The organism is Desulfovibrio sp. SGI.230 (assembly GCF_050313065.1).
Taxonomy (GTDB): domain Bacteria; phylum Desulfobacterota; class Desulfovibrionia; order Desulfovibrionales; family Desulfovibrionaceae; genus Desulfovibrio.
On sequence record NZ_JBNPKS010000004.1, the window covers coordinates 168,704 to 189,529 of the forward strand.

The following is a 20,826-nucleotide window of genomic DNA, read 5'->3' on the forward strand; positions in this document are numbered from 1 at the left end:
CTTTACAGGACGGGGTCGATGACGGCATAGCCGCCGATGCGACGGCGGTACACCACATTGACGCGGTCGGTCTCGGCATTGATGAAGACCAGGAACTCACTGCCGATGGATTCCAGCTGCATCAGGGCTTCGTCCAGATGCAGGGGCTTGGGCGCAAAGCGCTCGGTGCCCACCACGGCGGGTTCTTCATCGGGATCGGCTTCCAGGTTGTAGGTGAAGACGTCCACGCTGGCGTTGCGGGCCTGACGGCGCTGTTCCTTGACGCGCGAGACGTGCTTCTTGATCTGGGCCTCGACCTTGTCCACCACAAGGTCGATGGCGGCGTACATGTCGGAAGACTGCTCGGAAGCACTCAGGTGCAGCCCCTCGCCGGCGATGGTCACTTCACAGCGATGCCGGAACTTGTCCACAGTAAGCACAACACCGACTTCCAGTCCGGAAGCCTTGCCAAAAAAGCGTCCCATCTTCTCCATGCGGCGACGGGCATACTTCTTCAGATGATCGGAGGCCTCGAAGTTCTTGAAAGTGAAAGCAATGTTCATAGAACCTCCCGTGGTGCAGGAATCAGAAATGTTCCTTGCGCTTTGAGGATGAGGGGATGTTCAGCGCCGTGCGGTACTTGGCCACCGTGCGCCGTGCGATATTGACCTTCAACTGTTCCTTGAGCAACTCGCCGAGCCGCTCGTCGCTCAGGGGCGATTTGGGATCTTCGCCAGCGATGAACTTTTTGATCAGAGCCTTGACGCTCTCTGAGCCTACCTGACTTCCATCGTCCAGTTCAAGCCCGCTGTTGAAGAAAAATTTCAGTTCGAAGATGCCGTGCGGCGTCGCCACATACTTGTTGGTGGTGATGCGGCTGACCGTGGATTCATGCATCCCGATATCGTCGGCGATATCCTTGAGGATGAGCGGCGCGAGCTTGGTGACGCCGTCACGGAAAAAGGGCTGCTGATGTTTGACGATGCTCTCCACCACTTTATACAGCGTCCGCTGCCGCTGGTACAGACTGCGGATGAGCCAGGATGCGGAACGCACCTTTTCCGAAACGTAGTCCTTCTCTTTTTCATTACAGGAGGGAACGCCATCACGCAACATGCTGGAGAGCTGCAGATGCGGCAAACCATCTTCATTGAGCAGGATGACGAATTCGTCACCGACGCTGTACACGAAGACGTCAGGGCTTACATAGGTGGGCTCGCTGCCGTCGAAGCTGGCACCGGGCAGGGGCTCCAGGGACTGGATGATGTCCAGGTACTCGCGCAGGCCTTCCATATCCAGCTTGAACTTGCGCAGCAGGGGCTTGTAGCGGTGGGCTTCCAGATCTTCCAGATGCGACTGCACCAGTTCCAGCAGGATGGGGTCACGGTCGTAGCGCAGGCTCTTCAGCTGCACCAGCAGACATTCGCGGGCATCCCGGGCCGCCACGCCCACCGGGTCGAAAAGCTGTACGCGCTCCAGCACGGTCTGCACGGCCTCCGGCGTGGTGGACGCCATCTCGGCGATCTCTTCCACGCTGGCCCGCAGATAGCCCGACGAGCCCAGATTGCCGATGATGATCTCGCCGATCTCCTTCTGCTCGTCCGTCAGGGTAGAAAGATGCAGCTGCCAGAGCAGATGGCCTTCCAGCGTGGGCTTGGCCGAGTAACGGGCCTCCAGGGGAGAGATCTCTTCCGCGATCTCCAGTTCCCGCCCCTGCGAGGTGCGCGGCGTGCTGGCGAATTCGCCGAGATATTCCTCCCAGTCGGCATTGCGGGAAAGGTCTTCGTCATAGACTTCGTCCTGGGGCTTCTCGTGCCGCGGCTCCTCCTGATCCTGCGGAGCCACGGGCTCATTGGCCGGGGCCTCTTCCAGGAAGGGGTTCTCCAGCAATTCCTGCTGGACGGTCTCCAGAAGTTCGACACGAGAAAGCTGCAACAGCTTGATGGCCTGCTGCAGCTGGGGGGTCATGACCAGCTGCTGCGACAATTTGAGTTGTTGACGAAGTTCCAATGCCATGGGGTGCTATCCTGTCAGTAAAAATTTTCTACGTTTCAAATACCATGCCACATGCTGCACCAATAGGCAAGGGAGGCTGGACCGGGAGCACAAAAAAGGGAATATTTCAAGTCATTGCATAAAAAAAGGACGCCCCGCGCCAGCGGAGCGTCCTGAACGGCTTTTCTTGCACAAAAGCCCTATTTCTTGTGGTTGTTCTTGGCGGCCTTGATGAATTCGCGGAACAGGGGATGCGCCGCCATGGGACGGGACTTGAACTCGGGATGGAACTGGCAGCCCAGGAACCAGGGATGGTCGGGCAGTTCCACGATCTCCATCAGGGAGCCGTCGGGGGCGGTGCCGCTGAAGACCATGCCCTTTTCTTCCAGCAGATCCTTGAAGGCGTTGTTGAACTCGTAGCGGTGACGGTGGCGTTCTTCCACCAGTTCCTTGCCGTACGCTTCAAAGGCACGGGTATCGGGGATGATCTTGCAGGGGTAGGCGCCCAGGCGCATGGTGCCGCCCTTGTCGCTCTCGGCGTCGCGCTTTTCCAGGTTCTTGGTGCGGAAGTCGAACCATTCGGTCATCAGGTAGATGACCTTGTGGGCGCTCAGGGGATCGAATTCTTCGGAGTTGGCGTCTTCCAGACCGGCCACGTGACGGGCGAACTCGATGACCGCACACTGCATGCCCAGACAGATGCCGAAGAAGGGGATGCGGTTCTCACGGGCATAACGGATGGCGGCGATCTTGCCTTCCACGCCGCGGTAACCGAAGCCGCCGGGCACCAGGATGCCGTCGCAGCCGGCAAAGGTGGCGGCCACGTTGCTGTCGTCCACGTTCTCGGAATTGACGTAGCGCAGGTTCACGGAAACGCGGTTGGCCACGCCGCCGTGGATCAGGGCTTCATGCAGGCTCTTGTAGGCTTCCTTCAGGTCCACATACTTGCCCACGATGGCGATGGTCACGCTGCCCTGGGGATTGGCACAGTCGTAGACCAGCTTTTTCCAGTCTTCCAGGTGGGCGTTGCGCGCGGGCAGGCGCAGCATGATGGCCACTTTCTGATCGAAGCCTTCCTCGTAGAAACGCAGGGGCACTTCATAGATGTTGCCCACGTCCACGGAGGAGAACACGGCATCCTGATCCACGTTGCAGAACAGGGCGATCTTGCGGCGCATCTCTTCGGGGATGCTGTGCTCGCAGCGGCAGAGGATGATGTCGGGCTGGATGCCGATGGAAAGCAGTTCCTTGACGCTGTGCTGGGTGGGCTTGGTCTTGTGCTCACCGGCGGCCTTGAGGTAGGGCACCAGCGTCAGGTGGATGTTCAGGCAGTTGTCGCGGCCCAGCTCGGACTTGAGCTGGCGGATGGCTTCCAGGAAGGGCAGGCCTTCGATGTCGCCCACGGTGCCGCCGATCTCGATGATGGCCACGTCAGGGGCGTTGTCGCCTTCGGCCAAGGAAAGCACGGTGCGCTTGATCTCGTCGGTGATGTGGGGGATCACCTGCACGGTGCCGCCCAGGTAATCGCCCCGGCGTTCCTTGGCGATCACGTGGTTGTAGATGGCACCGGAAGTGGTGTTGTTCTTGCGCGACATGGGCACGTTGAGGTAACGCTCGTAGTGGCCCAGGTCCAGGTCGGTCTCGGCCCCGTCATCGGTCACGAACACTTCGCCGTGCTGGAAGGGATTCATGGTGCCGGGGTCAACATTGATATACGGATCCAGCTTTTGGATGGTGACGGAAAGTCCCCGGGTCTGCAACAGGGCGCCCAGCGAAGCCGCGGCAAGGCCCTTGCCCAGGGAAGACAACACACCGCCCGTAACAAAAATGAACTTGGTTTTCATGAACTCCTACCTTTTGATGACATACAGCGGACCGTGGTCCGGACCGCATGTGCTGCGCCCGGGCGAACCGCCCTCGCGCAATCGGGAGGTTTTACACCAATCCGAATCATTTTACCAGCATTGACTATTATAAACTTTGCAGGTAGTCTCTTTTTCCATTTCTATAGTGGCCCTTTGTGGCTACCGCTTGCAAGGAGGCTTCTGCCGCATGGGCACAGTCAATACTCTCGTCATCACCGGCTATGGCACCAATTCCCATCTCGAAACCGCCCACGCCGCCCGTCTCGCGGGTGCCGACCGCGCTGACGTCGTGCACTTTTCCGACATCGTGGCCGCCAAAGTCCGCCTGAGCGATTACCATTTTCTCGTGTTCCCCGGCGGGTTCCTGGATGGTGACGACCTGGGTGCCGCCCAGGCTGCCAGCATGCGCTGGCGCTATCTGAAGGACAGCACGGGCACTCCCCTGCTCCAGTCCCTGACCGAATTCATCAACGACGGCAAACTGATCCTGGGCATCTGTAACGGCTTCCAGCTTCTGGTCAAGCTGGGCGTGCTGCCCGCCCTGGACAACAACCGTTTCGAGCGCCAGGTCTCTCTGAGCCACAACGACTCCGCCCGTTACGAAGACCGCTGGGTGCACCTGCTGCCCAACCCCAAGAGCCCCTGCGTCTTCACCAAGGATCTGCCCATGATGGCCATGCCCGTGCGCCACGGCGAAGGCAAGCTCATCGCCCGTGACGACGCCACCCTGCAGCGCTTGGCCGATGAAAACCTCATCGCCCTGCAGTATGCCGATCCCGAGACCGGCAAGGCGACCATGGAATACCCGCTCAACCCCAACGGTTCCAGCCTGGCCATCGCCGGCCTGACGGATCCCAGCGGGCGCGTGCTGGGCCTCATGCCCCACCCCGAAGCGTTCCACCATGTGACCAACTATCCCACCTGGACCCGCGGCTCCATCGACGTGCCCCCGGCCACCCAGCTGTTCTCCAACGCCGTGCGCTACCTGCGCGCCCTTTAATATAAGGAAGGGAGGGGACTTCCCGCTTGACAGCGGGCTCAGGGCCAGCTAAATTCTTTGAACCATTTTGCTGGTTACGGCCCCAGTGGTCGCAGACACAGGTGTCGATCATTTGCAGCGAGCCTGCCGCCCTTTGCTTTTGAAAGCACTTTTCTGGTTTCAGGGAAGTGCTTTTTTACTGTGAGGGATCGATATGCATATAGCAGAGATCATTAGCATCATAGAACAGATGGCCCCCCTGCAAGGCGCCGCGTCCTGGGACGTTTCGGGCCTGCAGGTGGCCGCGCACAGGACCGACGCCACGCGTCTGGCTGTCTGCCTCGATCCGAGCCCGGCTTCCGTCTCGGCCGCGCTCGAGCTCGGTGCGCAGTGCATCCTCAGCCATCATCCGCTGGCGCTCAAGCCTTCGCTGCCCAACCGCATCGACCATTACCATGAAGTCCTGCGCCTGCTGCTGACCAACGATGTGCCGCTTTACGCCGCGCATACCTCGCTGGACGTCAACAGCGACGGCCCGGTGTCCTGGCTGGCCCGCGAGCTGCATCTGGACAATCTGGCCGTGCTGGAACCCACCGGCCCCGGCACGGGGGATCTGCCGCATGGCTTCGGCCTGGCCGGCGATCTGGCCGAGCCCGTGGACCTGCAGCAGCTGGCCGGCATGCTGGCCGCGCACATCGACCTGAGCACCGCCACCGTCAGCGGCCCCTGCCCGGAAAGCATCCGGCGGGTGGCCTACTGCACCGGTTCGGGATCCTCCCTTCTGGAGGAGGCCCGCGCCGCAGGTGCCGACATTTTCATCACCGGCGACGTCAAATACCATACGGCGCTGGATACGCAACTTTGTCTTTTCGACGTGGGTCATCACAGCCTGGAAGAAGAAATGATGCGGCGTGCCGCCATCCACCTGCAGCACGCCTGCCCGATGCTCGAAGTCGTCTTCGTGCCTTCGGCCTCCCCTTTCCAGCCTGTCCATCCCCGCGTTCTTTAGGAGGAACCTCATGAGCACCGCTGTCTACCTTGACCAGATCCGCCAGCTTGTCGAGCTGCAGAAAGTGGACGACGCCATCTTTGCCGTGCGTCAGGAACTGGAATCCGCTCCCCGCCAGCTGGACGAGCTGCAGGCCAAATTCGATGCCAGCAACGCCCAGCGCGAACGCATCGTGGAAAAGCTGACCCACCTGCAGGAACAGCAGAAGCGCCTCGCCATGGAGATCGACGACGACTCCGCCCGCATCAAGAAGAGCAAGAACAAGCTCATGCAGGTGGAAAACACGCGCGAATACCATGCCATGATGCGCGAAATGGACAGCATGGAAAAGATCAACCGCTCCCGTGAGGAAGAAAAGATGACCCTCATGGAAGAGGTGCAGCGCCAGAACGAAGCCCTGGCCGAGCTGGACCTGACCCATGGCGCCCTCCAGGCCGAACTGGAAGTGCGCCGCGACGGCCTGGAAGAAAAGATCCAGCTGGCCCAGGCCAAGCTGGCCGAACTGGAAGAAAAGCGCCAGCATGCCGCCGGCGTCATCCCCCAGCCCGTCTTCGTGCGGTACGAATTCATCCGCAAGCGTCTTGAGCATCCCGTCATCGTCGGTGTGCGCGAAGGCATCTGCTCCGGCTGCCACATCGCCATCCCGCCGCAGTCCTTCATCGAACTGCAGCGCGGCCAGCAGATCCTGAGCTGCCCCAACTGCCAGCGCCTGATCTTCTGGAACGAGCACTTCCCGGATATGGAACTGCAGGCCGCTCCGGCCAAACCCAAGACTCTGGTGGACTAAAAATCAACAGGCAGGAGCCGGACAGATCGCCGCTGCGGGCATTGGCCCGGAGAGGAAAGTCCGGGCTCCACAGGGCAGGACGCTGGATAACGTCCAGGAAGGGCGACCTTCGGACAGCGCCACAGAAAGTAAACCGCCCGGCCGGTCCCGTACCGGCCGGGTAAGGGTGAAACGGTGGAGTAAGAGACCACCAGATGCCGTGGTGACACGGCATGCTCGGCATACCCCGTCTGGAGCAAGGCCAAATAGGGAAGGAGGCTTGCCCGGCCATACCTTCCGGGTAGGCTGCTTGAGAGGGCAGGCAACTGCTCTTCTAGAGGAATGGCGATCGCGCGCCCCGGCGCGAACAGAACCCGGCTTATCGTTCGACTCCTGCCTGTTTTTTTGCGAGTACAGCATGACACGAATTCCCGTCCGTCCCTGGGCCCTCGTTCTGGCCGCAGGACAGGGCAAGCGCCTGTCCGCCGCTACAGGCGGCCACTCCAAACAGTTCCTGCTCTGGAAAGGGGTTCCCCTTTACTGGCATTCAGCCCGCACTCTGGCCCGTTCCGGGGCCGTGGCGGGCCTTGTTTTTGTCTTCCCCCAGGATTGCCTGGAAGAAGAAAAACAGCGCCTGGCCCAGCTGGCCCGCGACGAGGATCCCGGCATCCCCTGGCTGGCCGTGGCCGGCGGGGCGGAACGGCAGGACTCCGTGCGCCACGGGCTGGCCGCCCTGCCCAAGGAAGCCACGCATGTGCTGGTACACGACAGTGCGCGGCCCTTCATGAGCGCGGCCCTCGTCCACCGTGTGTGCGATGCGCTCGCCGCAGGTGCCGTGGCCGTCATCCCGGGCCTTGCCGTCACGGATACCATAAAGGTCGTCTGCGACGATCTTGTGACGGACACGCCGCCCCGTGCCCGGCTGCGCGCCGTGCAGACCCCCCAGGGCTTTGCCCTGCCTCCCCTCCTGGCCGCCCACGATGCCGCCCGGCAGGAAAGCGCCGCCGGACGCGCGGCCACGGACGATGCAGCCCTGATGGAAGCCCACGGGCACCCCGTACTGGTGGTGCCGGGCGAAGCCGCCAATATCAAGATCACCCATCCCGAGGACCTTGCCTTGCTGGAAGAACGCTCCCCCGTCATGCCGGTGCCGCGCGTGGGCATGGGCTATGACGTCCACCGCTACGGCAGCGGCCGCCCCATGAAGCTGGGCGGCATCATCATCCCCAATGCTCCCGAGGTCATCGCCCATTCCGACGGCGACGTCCTGCTCCATGCCCTGATGGATGCCCTGCTGGGCTGCGCGGCCCTGGGCGACATCGGCCGTCTTTTCCCTGATGCCGACGCCCGTTTCGACAATATTTCCTCTGCTGTCCTTCTGGACGACGTGCTGGAACGCTTCCGGGATGCCGGTCTGACCCTCTGCCACGTGGATCTGACCGTCGTGGCCCAGACCCCCAAACTGGCTCCCCATCGTGAAGAGATCCGCAAAAATGTGGCCCGCCTGCTGGGCCTGGGTACGGACTCGGTCAACATCAAGGCCACCACGGAAGAAAAGCTGGGCTTTACCGGTGCCTGTGAAGGCATCAAGGCCTATGCCGTGGCCACGGCGTTCCAGCTTCCCCCTCACTCGCGCAACACCAAGGAAATGGCATGACCCCCGAGCTGCACCGTCCCTGGTTCTCCCATTACGAACCGTCCGTTCCCCGTACCGTCACTGTTTTCGACCAGCCCCTGTACAGCCTGCTGGATGAGGCCGCCGCACGCTATCCCAAGCGCCCGGCCCTGATCTTCCAGAACACCCGCCTGAGCTACAAGGCCCTGCATGAGGCCGCGGAACGCTTTGCCGGGGCCCTGCGCCGCGCGGGCATCCGGCCGGGCCAGCGCGTGGCCGTCATGCTGCCCAACCTGCCCCAGACCATGATCGCCTTCTGGGGCGTGGTCAAATGCGGGGCCGTGGCCGTGATGGTCAACCCCCTCTACATGGAACGGGAGCTGCTCCAGAACCTCAATGACGCCGGTGCCGAATGCCTTGTCCTGCTGGACATGCTCTGGCCCCGCGTGGCGCCGTTGCGTGACCGTCTGCCCGTCAAGACCTATGTGGTCACCGGCATCGCCGACGCCCTTTCCTTCCCGCTGAACCTCATCTACCGTTTCACCAAGGGCCGCCAGAAGGCCGTCCCCATCCCCTATGATGACAAGGTCATCGCCTGGAAGGACTTCAGCAGGGGCGCCCAGCCCCTGAGCGAACCCATCGCCGACCCGCAGAACACGCCCGCGCTGCTGCAATATACCGGCGGCACCACCGGCATCCCCAAGGGCGTGGCCCTGACCCACAGCAATCTGGGCACCAACTGCCGCCAGATCCTGAGCATCATCCAGGAGACCCCCGAGACGGAACACCGCTTCGTGGGCCTGCTGCCCTTTTTCCACGTCTACGGTCTGACCACGGGCCTGACCATCCCGGCCGCCCTGGCCGCCACGGTGCTGCCCCTGCCCCGCTATGTGCCCCAGGACGTGCTGCACCTCATCGGCAAGCACCGCCCCACGGTCTTCCCCGGTGCGCCCGCGGTCTACAGCTCGCTGCTGCAGCAAAAGACCCTGGGCCAGTATGACCTGACCTGTATCAAGCTTTGCATCTCGGGTTCCGCTCCCCTGCCCCGCGATACTTTCCGCCGCTTCCAGGAGCTGACCGGCGCCATCATCCTCGAAGGCTACGGCCTGACGGAAGCCTCGCCCATCACGCATATCAATCCCCGCGAAGACAGCAAGCAGAAAGAAGGCTCCATCGGCATGCCCCTGCCCGGCACCGATGCCCGCATCGTGGACAGCGAAAGCGGCACCGCCCCCCTGCCTGTGGGCAAGCTGGGGGAACTGGTCATCCGTGGCCCGCAGGTCATGCAGGGCTACTGGCACCTGCCCGACGAGACCGCCAGCGCCCTGCGCAACGGCTGGCTCTATACCGGCGACCTGGCCGTCATGGACGAGGAAGGCTATTTCTTCATCATGGACCGCAAGAAGGACATGGTCATCGTGGGCGGCTACAACGTCTATCCGCGTGAAGTGGATGAAGTCCTGCTGGAACACCCCGACGTGCTGGAAGGCGTGAGCGTCGGCATCCCCGACGGCGTGCGCGGCGAGGCCCTCAAGGCCTATATCGTGCCCCGTCCCGGCGTGGAACTGACCAAGGCCGATATCGTGGGCTGGTGTCGCCAGCGCCTGGCCTCCTACAAGGTGCCCCGCCTGGTGGAATTCCGCGAGGAACTGCCCAAGACCATCGTGGGCAAGGTCCTGCGCCGCGCCCTGCGTGAAGAAGAGATGGCCAAACAGGCCAAGAAAGCTGCCCGTCACGCCGTCCGGCAGGACGGTGCCGCGTCCGCCAAGGAGGACTGATGCGACTCCTGGTTCAACGTGTCCTCGAAGCGGCCGTCACTGTGGACGGCCAGACCACCGGCGCCATCGGCAAGGGCCTGCTGGTCATGACCGGCTTTGGTGACGAAGACGGCCCGGACTTCCACCACAGTCCTGTTTTTGAAGGCATGGCGCGCAAGCTGCTGGATCTGCGCATCTTCCCCGGCGAAGGAGACCGCTGCGACAAGTTCGACCGCTCCGCCCGGGATTGCGGGGCCGATGTCCTGCTGGTGCCGCAGTTCACGCTGTATGCCGACTGCCGCAAGGGCCGCCGCCCCTCCTTCTCCCATGCCGGCGATCCTGCCTGGTCCCGCGAGATGTTCGACCGCTTCACCCGAAAAGTCAGCGAGGAAAGCGGCCGCCCCGTGCCTACGGGCGTGTTCGGCGCGGACATGCGCGTCCACCTCATCAACTGGGGCCCCGTGACCATATGGCTGGATTCCCGCGAGGTGCTGCCGCATCTGTACCTTTAAGGCGGCAAGGGGGTCCCTCTTCCTCGCGTGAAAGGCCTCTCCCAGGGCTAATACCGTTCTTGCAGGCTGTAACGTCCACGACGAACGGGTACAGGCCGACCGGCATCCGGTCGCTCCTCTTTCCAATATGCTTTCCCCAAAGCCATAAAAAAGGACAGCCGTACGGCTGTCCTTTTTTATGGCCTCCCGTCCACCGGATACTGCCAGCAAAAGAGAAAGAAGAAGAAAAAAAGAAGAAGAAGAAGAGAGAGAAAAAACGAAAAGCCTGACCTACACCGGCCAGGCTCAGCATTTTTTCGGGGGACCATCAGTAGCGGCAACCTTGCCACAGGCAGTCACCCATCATCCTCCATAGTAAAGCGCGTTTGGGAGGGATGGGGGGAGCTTGAGGGGGGAAGGGAACCTTTTGTGCGCCAGCCAAAAGGTTCCCTTCCCCCCTCAAAAAACATCCGCGCTGCAGCCTATCCCCGTGCCTCCAGCGCGCACAATGCCAGGCGGGCGGCCTCCTGCTCGGCCTTTTTGCAGCTGGTGCCGGTGGCCGTGAACTGTTGTCCCGAGGGCAGGGAGACCTGCACGGTGAAGTGCCGGGCATGCTCCGGGCCTTCACAGGCCAGGGTCGTATAGACAGGGCGATCGTGGAAAAGGGCCACCGAGCGTTCCTGCAAACTGGTCTTGAAATCCTTGGTCTTGGGTTTGCCCACACTGACCTCGTCCAGAAGCGTCCCGAAGATGCGGGCCACGACCTTTTGGGCCGCGGCATAGCCGCCGTCTTCGTACACGGAGGCCAGCACGGCTTCGAACACGTCGCTGAGCACGGCGTCACGGCTGCGACCGCCCTGCCGCTCCTCGCCGCGCCCCAGGCGCAGCAGCTGGTCGATACCCGTTTCCCGGGCCCGCTGGGCCAGACTGGTGGTGCCCACCAGCTGGGAGCGCACACGGGTCATGTCGCCTTCGCGGGCCTGCGGGAAGCGCGTGAACAGCTCCCACGAGATGCACAGTTCAAGGACGGCATCGCCCAGGAACTCCAGGCGCTCGTTGTGCGCCTGTCCCAGCCCGTGCTCATTGGCCCACGAGCTGTGGGTCAGGGCCAGGGCCACCCGTTCCGGGCGCGAAAAATGATAGTCCAGGATCTGTTCGATGCGTTCCAGGTCCGCCGCCGAGATGCTGAGGTCGAGTTTTTTGCTGTGTTCCATGCGCAGCAGTCTAGTCACTTCAGGACGCAAGGCAACAGAAATTTTCTTGACACCCGGCCTTTCAGCGCCTACCTATTTGGAGCAAAATTCAGAGACTTCCGCATGTCCGGCCGTCATACGGCCCCATGCTGGCGAGGAGACATTATGGCTTACGATATCCGCCTCATGAAGCTGGTGACCGGTGAAATGGTCATCGGCAAGTACGACGCCGAAAAAGACTGCCTCAACGAAGTGGCCAGCCTGCAGAGCATCCCCACCCAGCAGGGCATGCAGATGATGCTCCTGCCTTACGGCTATCCTTTCGAGCCCAACTTCACCGGCACCCTGGAAGGCCGTCACTTCCTGTACCGCTACGCCGACACCCCCAAGGAACTGCAGGACAAGTACATCGAAGCCTGCACCAACCTCACCGTGGCCGGCGGCCTGGGCAAGCTGAGCTTCGGTCCCTCCGTGCAGACCGGCAGCGGCCTCATCAAGTAGCCCGTTTTCCATCAGGTTTCCGGGGCGGCATCTGCCGCCCTTTTTTGTATCCAGACAACAGGGATGTTTATGCGCGCACTGCTCCCCATTCTGCCCCGCCCCAGCCGCTACGCCGGTATCGAAGAGGGCGCCTGCCACAAAGACCCTGCCCAGGTTCGCCTGCGTGTGGGCCTGGCCTTTCCCGATACCTATGAAGTCGGCATGTCCTATCTGGGGCAGAAGATCCTTTACGGTATCGTCAACAGCCACGAACACTGGTGGGCCGAACGGGTCATGGCCCCGGAACGCGAAGCAGGCGACATCCTGCGGCAACACGGCTGCCCGCTGGGCACGCTGGAATCCGGCACGCCGCTGCGTGACCTGCACTGCCTTTCCTTCTCCATCACCCATGAGCTGTGCTACACCAACGTGCTCTACATGCTGGAGCTGGGCAACATCCCCTTACGCACGGCCGACAGACCGCAGGATCTGCGCCAGTGCCCGCTGGTCATCGCCGGTGGCGGCGCCCTGCTGAGCGCCGAGCCGCTGGCCCCCTTCATCGACCTGATGGTGCTGGGCGACGGCGAAGAATCCCTGCCCGACGTGCTGCGCCTGCTGGAACAGGCCCTGGACGAAGGCTGGACGCGTGACCGCTGCCTGGAAGAGGCCCGCCACATCCCCGGCGTCTACATCCCCTCTTTCTTCACGCCGGATGCGGAAGGCCGTTTGCAGCCCCGTTTTGCCGACCACGCCCGGCCCTCGCGCCGCATCGTGGCCGACTTCGACAAGGTGGCCTACCCCACCAGCCAGGTGGTGCCCATCGGCGCGGTGCACAACCGCCTGTCGCTGGAGATCGCCCGCGGCTGTACGCGCGGTTGCCGTTTCTGCCATGCGGGCATGGTCTACCGCCCCGTGCGCGAACGGTCGCTAGACACCATCACCGGCCTGCTGGACGACTGCCTGAAAAAGACGGGCTTTGACGAGATTTCCTTCCTTTCGCTGAGCACGGGCGACTTCTCCGCGCTCAAGACCCTGAGCCACGGCGTGCTGGGCCGCTGCGCCCAGGAACAGATCAGCCTTTCGCTGCCGTCGTTGCGCGTGGGCTCCATCGACGACGAGATCATGCAGCGCATGTCCGACCTGCGCCGCACGGGCTGTACCCTGGCCCCCGAAGCGGGCAGCCAGCGCCTGCGTGACGTCATCAACAAGGGCGTCACCGAGGAACAGGTGCTGCTGCATGTGCAGAAGCTGCTGGAATACGGCTGGCGTCAGGTCAAACTCTATTTCATGATCGGCCTGCCCACCGAGACCGACGAGGACCTCAAGGCCATCGCCGACCTTTGCCGCAAGGTGCGCGACGCCGCGGGCAAGGGCAATCCGCGCCTGCAGGTCACGGCGGCGCTCTCGCCCTTCGTGCCCAAGCCCTTCACGCCCTTCCAGTGGGTGGAACAGATCAGCCAGGAAGAGATCCAGCGCCGTGTGCAGGTGGTGCGCAACGAATTCAAGGGCCAGAAGTTCCTCAAGCTGCGCTGGCACGAACCGGCCATGAGCCATCTGGAAGGCATCCTTTCCCGCGCTGACCGCCGCCTGGCCGATGTGGTGGAAAAGGTCTACCGCAAGGGCGGCATCTTCACCAGCTGGATCGAAGGTTTCGATCTGGCCCCCTGGCTGGAAGCTCTGGAAGAATGCGGTCTGACCGCCGACGAATTCACCCGGGCCCGCAGCATGGACGAATACCTGCCCTGGGAACATCTGGAGGCCGGCATCTCGCCCGAATTCCTGCGCCGCGAATACGAGCGTGCGCTGGCGGGCAAGGTCACGGAAGACTGCCGCTACCATGCCTGCCGCCAGTGCGGCGCCTGCGACACCAAGGCCGGGCCTTCGCGCATGCCCCATGCCAGCCTGGGCGAGGACGGCCAGCCGCTGGAGCACCACAACCGTTTGGTCTTCCCCCAGCGCGACCAGCAGGCCCACCAGCCCGCCCGTGACGAGGAAGGACGCATCATCTGCCGTACTCACGAGAACAAACCGCCGCAGATCGCGCCGGAGCTGGCCGTCAAGGCCGTCCAGTACCGCATCTGGCATACCAAGACCGGCGGCAGCTCCTACCTCAGCCAGCTGGAGCTCCAGGCCATCCTCGACCGCGCGCTGCGCCGTGCCGATCTGCCCATGGCCTTCTCGCAGGGCTTCCATCCCATGCCGCTGATGTCCTTTGGCCGGGCCCTGCCGGTGGGCATGGAAAGCCGGGCCGAATGGTTCGCCATCACCCTGCGCACCCCCATGTCCGCTGCCGAAGTGCATACCCGTCTGGCCGCGGCCCTGCCCACGGGCATGGCCGTCATCCGCGTGGAAGAAGTGGACAAGAGCCGCCGCACGGAACAGTCCGTGGCCGAGACCTTCCGCCTGCGCACCGGCAGCATCGACGGTGAAGGCCTTTCGCTGGCGGCCGTACGCGACTGCTTCGCGGCCTTCGCCGCCCAGGAAAGCGTCATGCTGACCCGCGAGACCAAGAAGGGCCCGCGTACCAGCGACATCCGCCGCCACCTGCTGCGCTGGAAGGAACTGGAGGACGGCAGCCTGGAATTCAGCCTGGACTGGAGCGACGGCTACCTTTCGCCCCTGCTGCTCTGCACCAGCATCTGCGCCTCACTGGGTGACGAGTCCCGCCTGCGGGCGCTGCTGCGCCTGAGCAAGACGGCCCAGCATTTCGCGGACGGCCAGGTCTGCCCGTAAAGGATCATTTCAGGGCCTTCCGAGGATGGATGCTCCATCCGGTTGCGGAAGGCCCTTTTTGCGGCTCTGCTCCGGCCGCGCCATCGTGCCGGAAAGCATCCCGCCCAATATGTTCTGCTCATATCAGGAGGCATCATGGCTCCCCGTTCCACCACGGAAACGTTCTTCTTTTTCGGTGATTCCCTGACCCTGGGCGTCAATGACAATGCCATGCCCGGCGGCTGGGTCAGCCGCCTTGTGCTGCTGGGTTCCCAGGCCGGCTGGTACGATATGCCGCCCGCCACCTTCTACAACCTGGGCGTGCGCCGCCATACCTCCACGGACATCGCCGCCCGCTGGCAGGCCGAAGTGGCGTCCCGCCAGATCCCCGGCACCATCAACCATCTGGCCTTCTGCCCGGGCGTGGTGGACATGTCTCCTGCCCAGATGCGGCCGGTGGACGAGGTCTGCGCCACGGTCATGCAGATGCTGGATCAGGCCTCGGCCCTGGGTCCGGTCTTGCTTATCTGCCCGCCTCCTGTTAAAGAGCCCGCCATGAGCCAGCGCATCGCCTCGCTCTGCGAGGCCTATGTGACGGCATGTGCCCGCAAGGGACATCCCTGTGCCGATGTGCACGCCGCTCTGGCGGCCTCGCCCGAGTACATGGATGATCTTGAGGATGGCCTGCATCCCGGCCCGCAGGGCGCTGCCCTGATGGCCCGTCTGCTGGCCGAAGACCCGGCCGTACGCCGCTTTTTTCTGACCGCCAAACAGGAAGATTGATATGGGCTCCTGCCAGCCTTTCGTCGATGACGAACCCTTTGACAAGCGCGTGAAGACGCTTGCCGACAATGAATTGCTGGAGATCTGGGAAGAGACCCAGCAGCTGGAAGATCTGCTGCGCACCCAGATGCAGACCGACCTTGCCATGGCCCCCGAATACGAGCGCCTCATCGTCAGTGAGCTGCAGCTGCGCAGCAACAGGGCTTTGCTGCACGTCCGCTAGCGTTGCCGGATCGTTGGGCGGGCGGTCCCGTGGGCTTGTCTTGCTCACAGATACAATCTGCGACCGCCAGCGCGCCGTCCGGCGCACAGAGGGAAGCCATTCCCCTCCCTGCCCTTCCTCAAACACGTTTCCTCAGGCCGGTCCCCTCGCGGGGCCGGCCTTCATTTTTCCCAGTTTTTTCGCATCATGCGGCCCGAACATTCCTTTTTGGCGCCACGAGCATAGGAAAGCCGCAGCTTTCGCGCCCCAGGAATGGCCGCAGCCGCAAACGCCCTCTTCCTTTCCGGGGCGATCCATCATTCGCCAGGCCTCAAGTCCCCCATGCCAGACAGGGATACCTGCAAAGAAAGCCCATAAAAAAAGGCCTGTGGCGTCACCACAGGCCTTTCATCATTTTCAGGTCATACGGCTCAGGCTATTGCCCGAACGCTTTTTCCAGGGCATCTTCCAGCGTCCCGGCCGTATAGACGTCACGCAGCACCAGCGGGGACGAAGCCTGCTCGCCTGCCGGGAACAGGGCCGTCAGCGGGATGCTCTTGCTGCCCAGGGCCTCCAGCAGGCGGATGCCGTACGCATTGACGCCCGTCAGGTCCACGCGGATCAGTTCCATGCCGTAGCGCGCACGCAGCTTGCGCATCCGCTCATCGGTCAGCACCGTAGCTTCCAGCACCTTGCAGTTGGGGCAGGAATCCGCCGTGAATTCCAGCAGCATGGCTTTCTGGCCCAGATCGGCCTGGAACTGTTCGGGGCTGAATTCCCGCCACTGCACCAGCGGTGCGGCAGGCCGCAGGACCCAGATGAAGGAGCCCACCAGTATCAGGACCGTCAGGGCCCCGATGATGCGGCAGCGCAGGCGGGGGGAGGCGGGGCCGCAGAACTGGCCCCAGAGCCAGGCCACCAGCGAAAGCACCAGCAGCACGCACAGGACCTGCATATGCTTTTCCACCGGCAGGATGGAGAGCAGATACAGGGCCGTGCCCAGCAGGCAGAAGCCCAGGACACGTTCAAAGACTTTCATCCAGTTGCCCGGACGCGGCAGGATGCGGGCCAGCTGGGGCCAGATGCTGAACAGGATGTACGGCAGGGCCATGCCCAGGCCCACGGCCCAAAAGACCACCATCAGGACCAGCAGCGGCTGGGTGAAGGCCCAGCCCAGCACACCGCCCAGCAGCGGGCCGCTGCACGGCGTGGCCAGGAAGGTGGAGACCAGACCGGTCAGGTAGGGTTGCAGACGGGGATTCTTGCTGTTGGCGCCGGCCTTGAGGTCGATGACCGGCAGGGTAAAGACCCCCAGCATGGAAAGGCCCATGAGGAAAACCAGCATCACCAGGCCCAGCAGCAGGCTCTGCTGCTGATAGAGCTGCCCCCAGATCATGTCGGCAGCGCCCAGCACCAGGGCCAGCAGGGTGAACAGGGTCATGATGCCTGCGGAGAAAAAGAGGTTGTGCTCGCGGAAACGCCGCAGGCTCTCCTTGTCTCCCCTGCCGCCCATGAGCAGCAGACCGCTGATCTTGAAAGTCAGCACCGGCAGGACGCAGGGCATGGCATTGAGCAGCAGGCCCGCCAGAATGCCCACGGCAAGCGCCATGCCGAATCCCGATATCTCCACAGAGCCGTCAGCATACTGCGGCGTCAGCTCCAGGGCAAAACCGTCCGGGGGCGGCAGGGGCTTTTCGCCGTCTTCCTCCTGCAGGGCGGCCAGCGGGTCCTGCGCCGGATCCGTAACGGCACTCAGGCCGCCCGCTCCGCCCTCGTCCATGGCAAAAGGCAGACCGGAAACAGGGGCGCTGCCTTTGGAGAGCACGGGCGGCAAACGCCGCAATTCTTCCCAGCGGGCCTTCCAGGGGGCCTCTTCCAATCCGGGCAAGGTATCCGGTACCTGGCCGCTGATGGTCTGCGAGACCGGAAGACAATTGCGCGAGGAACAGAGCAGCATGCTCAGGACAGCCTCAAAGCTGCGATGCCGGGCCTCGTGCGGCAAAAGGACGAACAGGGTCGTGGGGCTTTCGTAAACGTAGACGGTCGCATCAGGATCGAACAGATCCCGCTGCATGAAGCCCTGCGGATACCAGACGGGCAGACCGCTGCCGTCATCCAGACGGATGGAAAGCGTGGTCGGGCGTCCGGCATCTCCGGATTCATGGGCATAGGCATGGTAGCCTTGCGGGAATGCCATCTCCACAGCCATGACGATGCCGTCAGGGCCTTCAGCAAAATGCGGCTGCACGGATACGATGTCCGCCGCAGCGGATTCTCTCGTATCTATTTGGAATATAAACAAAAATAAAACAAGCACCCCAATCAGGGCAGCAAAGTTCCGTGTTTTTTTCATCAAATACCTCTGGGAAGGCACTATAAAATCTTTTTTTTTCTTTTAAAAGTGTTGACAGAGAGGCCGCAAAAGAGTAGGTCTCTTTTTCGCGGATGGGTCATTAGCTCAATTGGTAGAGCAGCTGACTCTTAATCAGTTGGTTCGGGGTTCGAGTCCCTGATGGCCCACCATCCTAACAATCGCATATGTTTCCACGCTTGTGGGTCATTAGCTCAATTGGTAGAGCAGCTGACTCTTAATCAGTTGGTTCGGGGTTCGAGTCCCTGATGGCCCACCACCATGATAACAACCGCTTTTTGCGGATATCGTGGGTCATTAGCTCAATTGGTAGAGCAGCTGACTCTTAATCAGTTGGTTCGGGGTTCGAGTCCCTGATGGCCCACCACAAGATATCAACCGCCTTTTGCGGACATCATGGGTCATTAGCTCAATTGGTAGAGCAGCTGACTCTTAATCAGTTGGTTCGGGGTTCGAGTCCCTGATGGCCCACCATATTTCGCCCTTGCAGGAAACTGCAAGGGCTTTTTTTATGCGCATAGCTTCTGCCTGACTGCGGACGCCCCTCCCGGATGCGCTTTCATGCTCCTCTTTGCGTACTGCCACCCTGCGCTTCCTCCCTCCTTTGGGCGGGCCGCATCAGAGGCCTGACGTTATCCCCGGTCAGCCTTTGCAGCCTGCCTGCGTCATCTTGCATGCATCTGGACCGGCCGCACGGTCTTTCCTTTCGCCTCTCCAGTCCTCCCGATGCGGACGGCCATAGCTCTTTTTACCCTGCGGCAAGCGCTCTGTGCCCCCGTCCCGCTTCGATCCGCTTTCCCGCCACGGGACTCCTCTGCCGCACCCTGCCCCACCTGTGGCAATCCGGCGCGACAAACGGACATCAGGTTGCCCTGGGGCATCATATGCCAACCGGAAGTGGCCCTCCTCCTCTGCCCTGTTTACCTGACCTGCCACTGCCGGTCGAACACACGCACATAGCGGTGCCCTGCCACTTCGCGTCGAGCCCCCCGGCAGACTGCCCCCATAAAACGAAGAGGAAGGAAAGCCGGGGCTTCCCTTCCTCCTGTCAGCGCGGCGGTCACCGCGCATCACAAATCTTGTCTCAGGCTGTACCTAGTCTTCCACGTCGATCCACTGCAGGGCGCGGGACACGGCCTTTTTCCAGCCCTTGTAACGCTGCACCTGCTTTTCCTTGTCCGCGGAAGGCTCAAAAACACGTTCGATGTGCAGGCGGTTGCGCACGTCGTCCAGGCCGCTCCAGTACCCCACGGCCAGACCGGCCAGGAAAGCAGCACCCAGGGCCGTCACTTCCAGCGTGGCGGGACGTTCCACATTGACGCCCAGGATGTCGGACTGGAACTGCATCAGGAAGTTGTTGGCGCTGGCGCCGCCGTCCACACGCAGGGCCTGCAGCGGGATGCCGGAATCCGCCTGCATGGCTTCGATGACGTCCTTGCTCTGGTAGGCGATGGATTCCAGCGTGGCGCGGATGATGTGGCTGGCGTTGGTGCCGCGGGTCAGGCCCACGATGGCGCCGCGGGCATAGGGATCCCAGTAGGGAGCGCCCAGACCGGTGAAGGCCGGGATCACATAGACATCGTTGGAGGTCTCCGCCTTGTTGGCGAAGTATTCCGTATCACGGGCATCGTTGACTATCTTCAGCTCGTCCCGCAGCCACTGGATGGCGGAACCGCCCACGAAGATGGAGCCTTCCAGGGCGTAGCAGGCTTCGCCACGGGGACCGCAGGCAAGAGTGGTGATGAGGCCGTTCTTGGAGCTGACAGCGGTCTTGCCGGTGTTCATGAGCATGAAGCAGCCGGTGCCGTAGGTATTCTTGGCCATGCCGTTTTCCACGCACAGATGCCCGAACAGGGCCGCCTGCTGGTCACCGGCGATACCCGCGATGGGGATGCGCGTACCGCCCTTGCCGCCGATGTTGGTCTGGCCGTAGACCGTGGACGAAGGTTTGACTTCGGGCAGCATGGAACGCGGGATGCCCAGCATGGAGAGGATGTGCTCGTCCCACTCCAGCTTGTGGATGTTGAACAGCATGGTGCGCGAGGCATTGGTATAGTCGGTCACGTGCACGCGGCCCTGGGTCATGTTCCAGATCAGCCAGGTGTCGATGGTGCCGAACAGCAGCTGCCCCTTCTCCGCCTTTTCACGGGCGCCGGGCACATTGTCCAGGATCCACTTGATCTTGGTGCCGGAGAAATAGGGGTCCAGCAGCAGGCCGGTATTTTCCCGCACGTATTCCTCAAAGCCTTCGTTCTTGCGCAGCTCGTCGCAGATCTGCGCGGTACGGCGGCACTGCCAGACGATGGCATTGTACACGGGCTTGCCCGTATCCTTTTCCCAGACCACCGTGGTCTCGCGCTGGTTGGTGATGCCGATGGCCGCCACTTCGTCCGAAGAGATGCCCACGCTGGCCAGGGCTTCGGTCAGCGTGGAGCTCTGGGTGGCCCAGATCTGGCGGGGATCATGCTCCACCCAGCCCGGACGGGGGTAGATCTGGGGGAACTCGCGCTGCACCACAGCCACGATGTTGACGTCCTGATCCAGCACGACGGTGCGGGAACTGGTGGTACCCTGGTCCAGGGCAACGATATATTTGCCTTGCATAGCTTTTTTCTCCAGTGATGTTCAA

Annotated in this window: 16 protein-coding genes, 4 tRNA genes and 1 other RNA gene; 15 read left to right on the top strand and 6 right to left on the bottom strand. The window is 62.5% G+C overall.

Features of this window, described 5'->3' with window-relative positions:
* Positions 1-2: 2 nt before the first annotated feature.
* The 3 genes from hpf to ACQRAG_RS05940 all read right to left on the bottom strand — a co-directional run bounded on the left by hpf (position 3) and on the right by ACQRAG_RS05940 (position 3,818).
* Positions 3-542, bottom strand: coding sequence for a ribosome hibernation-promoting factor, HPF/YfiA family (gene hpf / locus ACQRAG_RS05930; RefSeq protein ID WP_204625252.1), 540 nt, complete (start codon positions 540-542; stop codon positions 3-5).
* Positions 543-564: 22 nt separating this feature from the next.
* A complete protein-coding gene (gene rpoN / locus ACQRAG_RS05935; protein ID WP_204625251.1) occupies positions 565-1,995 on the bottom strand; it encodes an RNA polymerase factor sigma-54 in 1,431 nt (476 codons plus the stop codon).
* Between the two features lie 179 nt (positions 1,996-2,174).
* Positions 2,175-3,818 carry a CTP synthase gene (locus tag ACQRAG_RS05940; RefSeq protein ID WP_006004567.1) on the bottom strand — a complete coding sequence of 548 codons (1,644 nt, stop codon included), beginning with the start codon at positions 3,816-3,818 and terminating at the stop codon, positions 2,175-2,177.
* A 208-nt stretch (positions 3,819-4,026) separates the two neighbouring features.
* Between ACQRAG_RS05940 and ACQRAG_RS05945 the strand changes: the two genes are divergently transcribed.
* The 7 genes from ACQRAG_RS05945 (at position 4,027) to dtd (ending at position 10,477) form a co-directional block, all read left to right on the top strand.
* Positions 4,027-4,839 (top strand): phosphoribosylformylglycinamidine synthase subunit PurQ, encoded by an 813-nt coding sequence (locus ACQRAG_RS05945; protein ID WP_006004563.1) that lies wholly within the window; start codon positions 4,027-4,029, stop codon positions 4,837-4,839.
* Positions 4,840-5,032: 193 nt separating this feature from the next.
* Positions 5,033-5,827 (top strand): Nif3-like dinuclear metal center hexameric protein, encoded by a 795-nt coding sequence (locus ACQRAG_RS05950; RefSeq protein ID WP_289615768.1) that lies wholly within the window; start codon positions 5,033-5,035, stop codon positions 5,825-5,827.
* Positions 5,828-5,837: 10 nt separating this feature from the next.
* Positions 5,838-6,614 carry a zinc ribbon domain-containing protein gene (locus ACQRAG_RS05955; protein ID WP_168935761.1) on the top strand — a complete coding sequence of 259 codons (777 nt, stop codon included), beginning with the start codon at positions 5,838-5,840 and terminating at the stop codon, positions 6,612-6,614.
* Between the two features lie 13 nt (positions 6,615-6,627).
* Positions 6,628-6,991: RNase P RNA component class A (rnpB, locus tag ACQRAG_RS05960), an RNA gene on the top strand.
* Positions 6,992-7,011: 20 nt separating this feature from the next.
* Positions 7,012-8,250: a 2-C-methyl-D-erythritol 4-phosphate cytidylyltransferase gene (gene ispD, locus ACQRAG_RS05965; protein ID WP_204674137.1), complete on the top strand. Its 1,239-nt coding sequence runs from the start codon at positions 7,012-7,014 to the stop codon at positions 8,248-8,250.
* The gene (locus ACQRAG_RS05970) at positions 8,247-9,986 is read left to right on the top strand and encodes a long-chain-fatty-acid--CoA ligase (protein WP_427803885.1); all 1,740 of its coding nucleotides are present in this window, start codon (positions 8,247-8,249) and stop codon (positions 9,984-9,986) included. Before ispD ends, ACQRAG_RS05970 begins: the two co-directional genes overlap by 4 nt.
* Positions 9,986-10,477 (top strand): D-aminoacyl-tRNA deacylase, encoded by a 492-nt coding sequence (dtd, locus tag ACQRAG_RS05975; RefSeq protein ID WP_168935764.1) that lies wholly within the window; start codon positions 9,986-9,988, stop codon positions 10,475-10,477. Before ACQRAG_RS05970 ends, dtd begins: the two co-directional genes overlap by 1 nt.
* A 461-nt stretch (positions 10,478-10,938) precedes the next feature.
* Here dtd and rnc read toward each other — a convergent pair whose 3' ends face one another.
* Complete coding sequence (gene rnc, locus ACQRAG_RS05980) at positions 10,939-11,670, bottom strand: ribonuclease III (RefSeq protein WP_427804157.1); 732 nt, start codon at positions 11,668-11,670, stop codon at positions 10,939-10,941.
* Between the two features lie 144 nt (positions 11,671-11,814).
* On the opposite strand from rnc, the gene ACQRAG_RS05985 reads away from it, so the two are divergent.
* The 4 genes from ACQRAG_RS05985 (at position 11,815) to ACQRAG_RS06000 (ending at position 15,847) form a co-directional block, all read left to right on the top strand.
* Positions 11,815-12,150, top strand: a complete 336-nt coding sequence (locus ACQRAG_RS05985; protein ID WP_040369116.1) for a hypothetical protein — start codon at positions 11,815-11,817, stop codon at positions 12,148-12,150.
* Positions 12,151-12,219: 69 nt separating this feature from the next.
* A complete protein-coding gene (locus ACQRAG_RS05990) occupies positions 12,220-14,862 on the top strand; it encodes a TIGR03960 family B12-binding radical SAM protein (RefSeq protein WP_204625245.1) in 2,643 nt (880 codons plus the stop codon).
* A gap of 135 nt (positions 14,863-14,997) precedes the next feature.
* The gene (locus ACQRAG_RS05995) at positions 14,998-15,624 is read left to right on the top strand and encodes a GDSL-type esterase/lipase family protein (RefSeq protein WP_204625244.1); all 627 of its coding nucleotides are present in this window, start codon (positions 14,998-15,000) and stop codon (positions 15,622-15,624) included.
* Position 15,625: 1 nt separating this feature from the next.
* Positions 15,626-15,847: a hypothetical protein gene (locus tag ACQRAG_RS06000; protein ID WP_040369113.1), complete on the top strand. Its 222-nt coding sequence runs from the start codon at positions 15,626-15,628 to the stop codon at positions 15,845-15,847.
* Positions 15,848-16,262: 415 nt separating this feature from the next.
* Here the strand turns inward: ACQRAG_RS06000 and ACQRAG_RS06005 are convergent, their stop codons facing one another.
* Positions 16,263-18,074 carry a protein-disulfide reductase DsbD family protein gene (locus tag ACQRAG_RS06005; protein ID WP_427804156.1) on the bottom strand — a complete coding sequence of 604 codons (1,812 nt, stop codon included), beginning with the start codon at positions 18,072-18,074 and terminating at the stop codon, positions 16,263-16,265.
* Positions 18,075-18,273: 199 nt separating this feature from the next.
* On the opposite strand from ACQRAG_RS06005, the gene ACQRAG_RS06010 reads away from it, so the two are divergent.
* The 4 genes from ACQRAG_RS06010 to ACQRAG_RS06025 all read left to right on the top strand — a co-directional run bounded on the left by ACQRAG_RS06010 (position 18,274) and on the right by ACQRAG_RS06025 (position 18,671).
* Positions 18,274-18,349, top strand: a tRNA-Lys gene (locus tag ACQRAG_RS06010).
* A gap of 31 nt (positions 18,350-18,380) precedes the next feature.
* A tRNA-Lys gene (locus tag ACQRAG_RS06015) sits at positions 18,381-18,456 on the top strand.
* A 32-nt stretch (positions 18,457-18,488) separates the two neighbouring features.
* Positions 18,489-18,564 (top strand) — tRNA-Lys (locus tag ACQRAG_RS06020).
* A gap of 31 nt (positions 18,565-18,595) precedes the next feature.
* Positions 18,596-18,671: transfer RNA gene (locus ACQRAG_RS06025), tRNA-Lys, on the top strand.
* Positions 18,672-19,292: 621 nt separating this feature from the next.
* Here the strand turns inward: ACQRAG_RS06025 and glpK are convergent.
* A complete protein-coding gene (glpK, locus tag ACQRAG_RS06030) occupies positions 19,293-20,801 on the bottom strand; it encodes a glycerol kinase GlpK (protein WP_204625242.1) in 1,509 nt (502 codons plus the stop codon).
* Positions 20,802-20,826 lie beyond the last annotated feature (25 nt).

Coding starts and splice junctions, on each gene's coding strand:
- ACQRAG_RS05940 (WP_006004567.1), bottom strand. CDS start 3,818: ATGAAAACCAAGTTCATTTTTGTTACGGGCGGTGTGTTGTCTTCCCTG.
- ACQRAG_RS05985 (WP_040369116.1), top strand. CDS start 11,815: ATGGCTTACGATATCCGCCTCATGAAGCTGGTGACCGGTGAAATGGTC.
- ACQRAG_RS05970 (WP_427803885.1), top strand. CDS start 8,247: ATGACCCCCGAGCTGCACCGTCCCTGGTTCTCCCATTACGAACCGTCC.
- glpK (WP_204625242.1), bottom strand. CDS start 20,801: ATGCAAGGCAAATATATCGTTGCCCTGGACCAGGGTACCACCAGTTCC.
- ACQRAG_RS05945 (WP_006004563.1), top strand. CDS start 4,027: ATGGGCACAGTCAATACTCTCGTCATCACCGGCTATGGCACCAATTCC.
- ACQRAG_RS05990 (WP_204625245.1), top strand. CDS start 12,220: ATGCGCGCACTGCTCCCCATTCTGCCCCGCCCCAGCCGCTACGCCGGT.
- hpf (WP_204625252.1), bottom strand. CDS start 542: ATGAACATTGCTTTCACTTTCAAGAACTTCGAGGCCTCCGATCATCTG.
- ACQRAG_RS05995 (WP_204625244.1), top strand. CDS start 14,998: ATGGCTCCCCGTTCCACCACGGAAACGTTCTTCTTTTTCGGTGATTCC.
- ispD (WP_204674137.1), top strand. CDS start 7,012: ATGACACGAATTCCCGTCCGTCCCTGGGCCCTCGTTCTGGCCGCAGGA.
- rpoN (WP_204625251.1), bottom strand. CDS start 1,995: ATGGCATTGGAACTTCGTCAACAACTCAAATTGTCGCAGCAGCTGGTC.
- rnc (WP_427804157.1), bottom strand. CDS start 11,670: ATGGAACACAGCAAAAAACTCGACCTCAGCATCTCGGCGGCGGACCTG.
- ACQRAG_RS05955 (WP_168935761.1), top strand. CDS start 5,838: ATGAGCACCGCTGTCTACCTTGACCAGATCCGCCAGCTTGTCGAGCTG.
- ACQRAG_RS06000 (WP_040369113.1), top strand. CDS start 15,626: ATGGGCTCCTGCCAGCCTTTCGTCGATGACGAACCCTTTGACAAGCGC.
- dtd (WP_168935764.1), top strand. CDS start 9,986: ATGCGACTCCTGGTTCAACGTGTCCTCGAAGCGGCCGTCACTGTGGAC.
- ACQRAG_RS05950 (WP_289615768.1), top strand. CDS start 5,033: ATGCATATAGCAGAGATCATTAGCATCATAGAACAGATGGCCCCCCTG.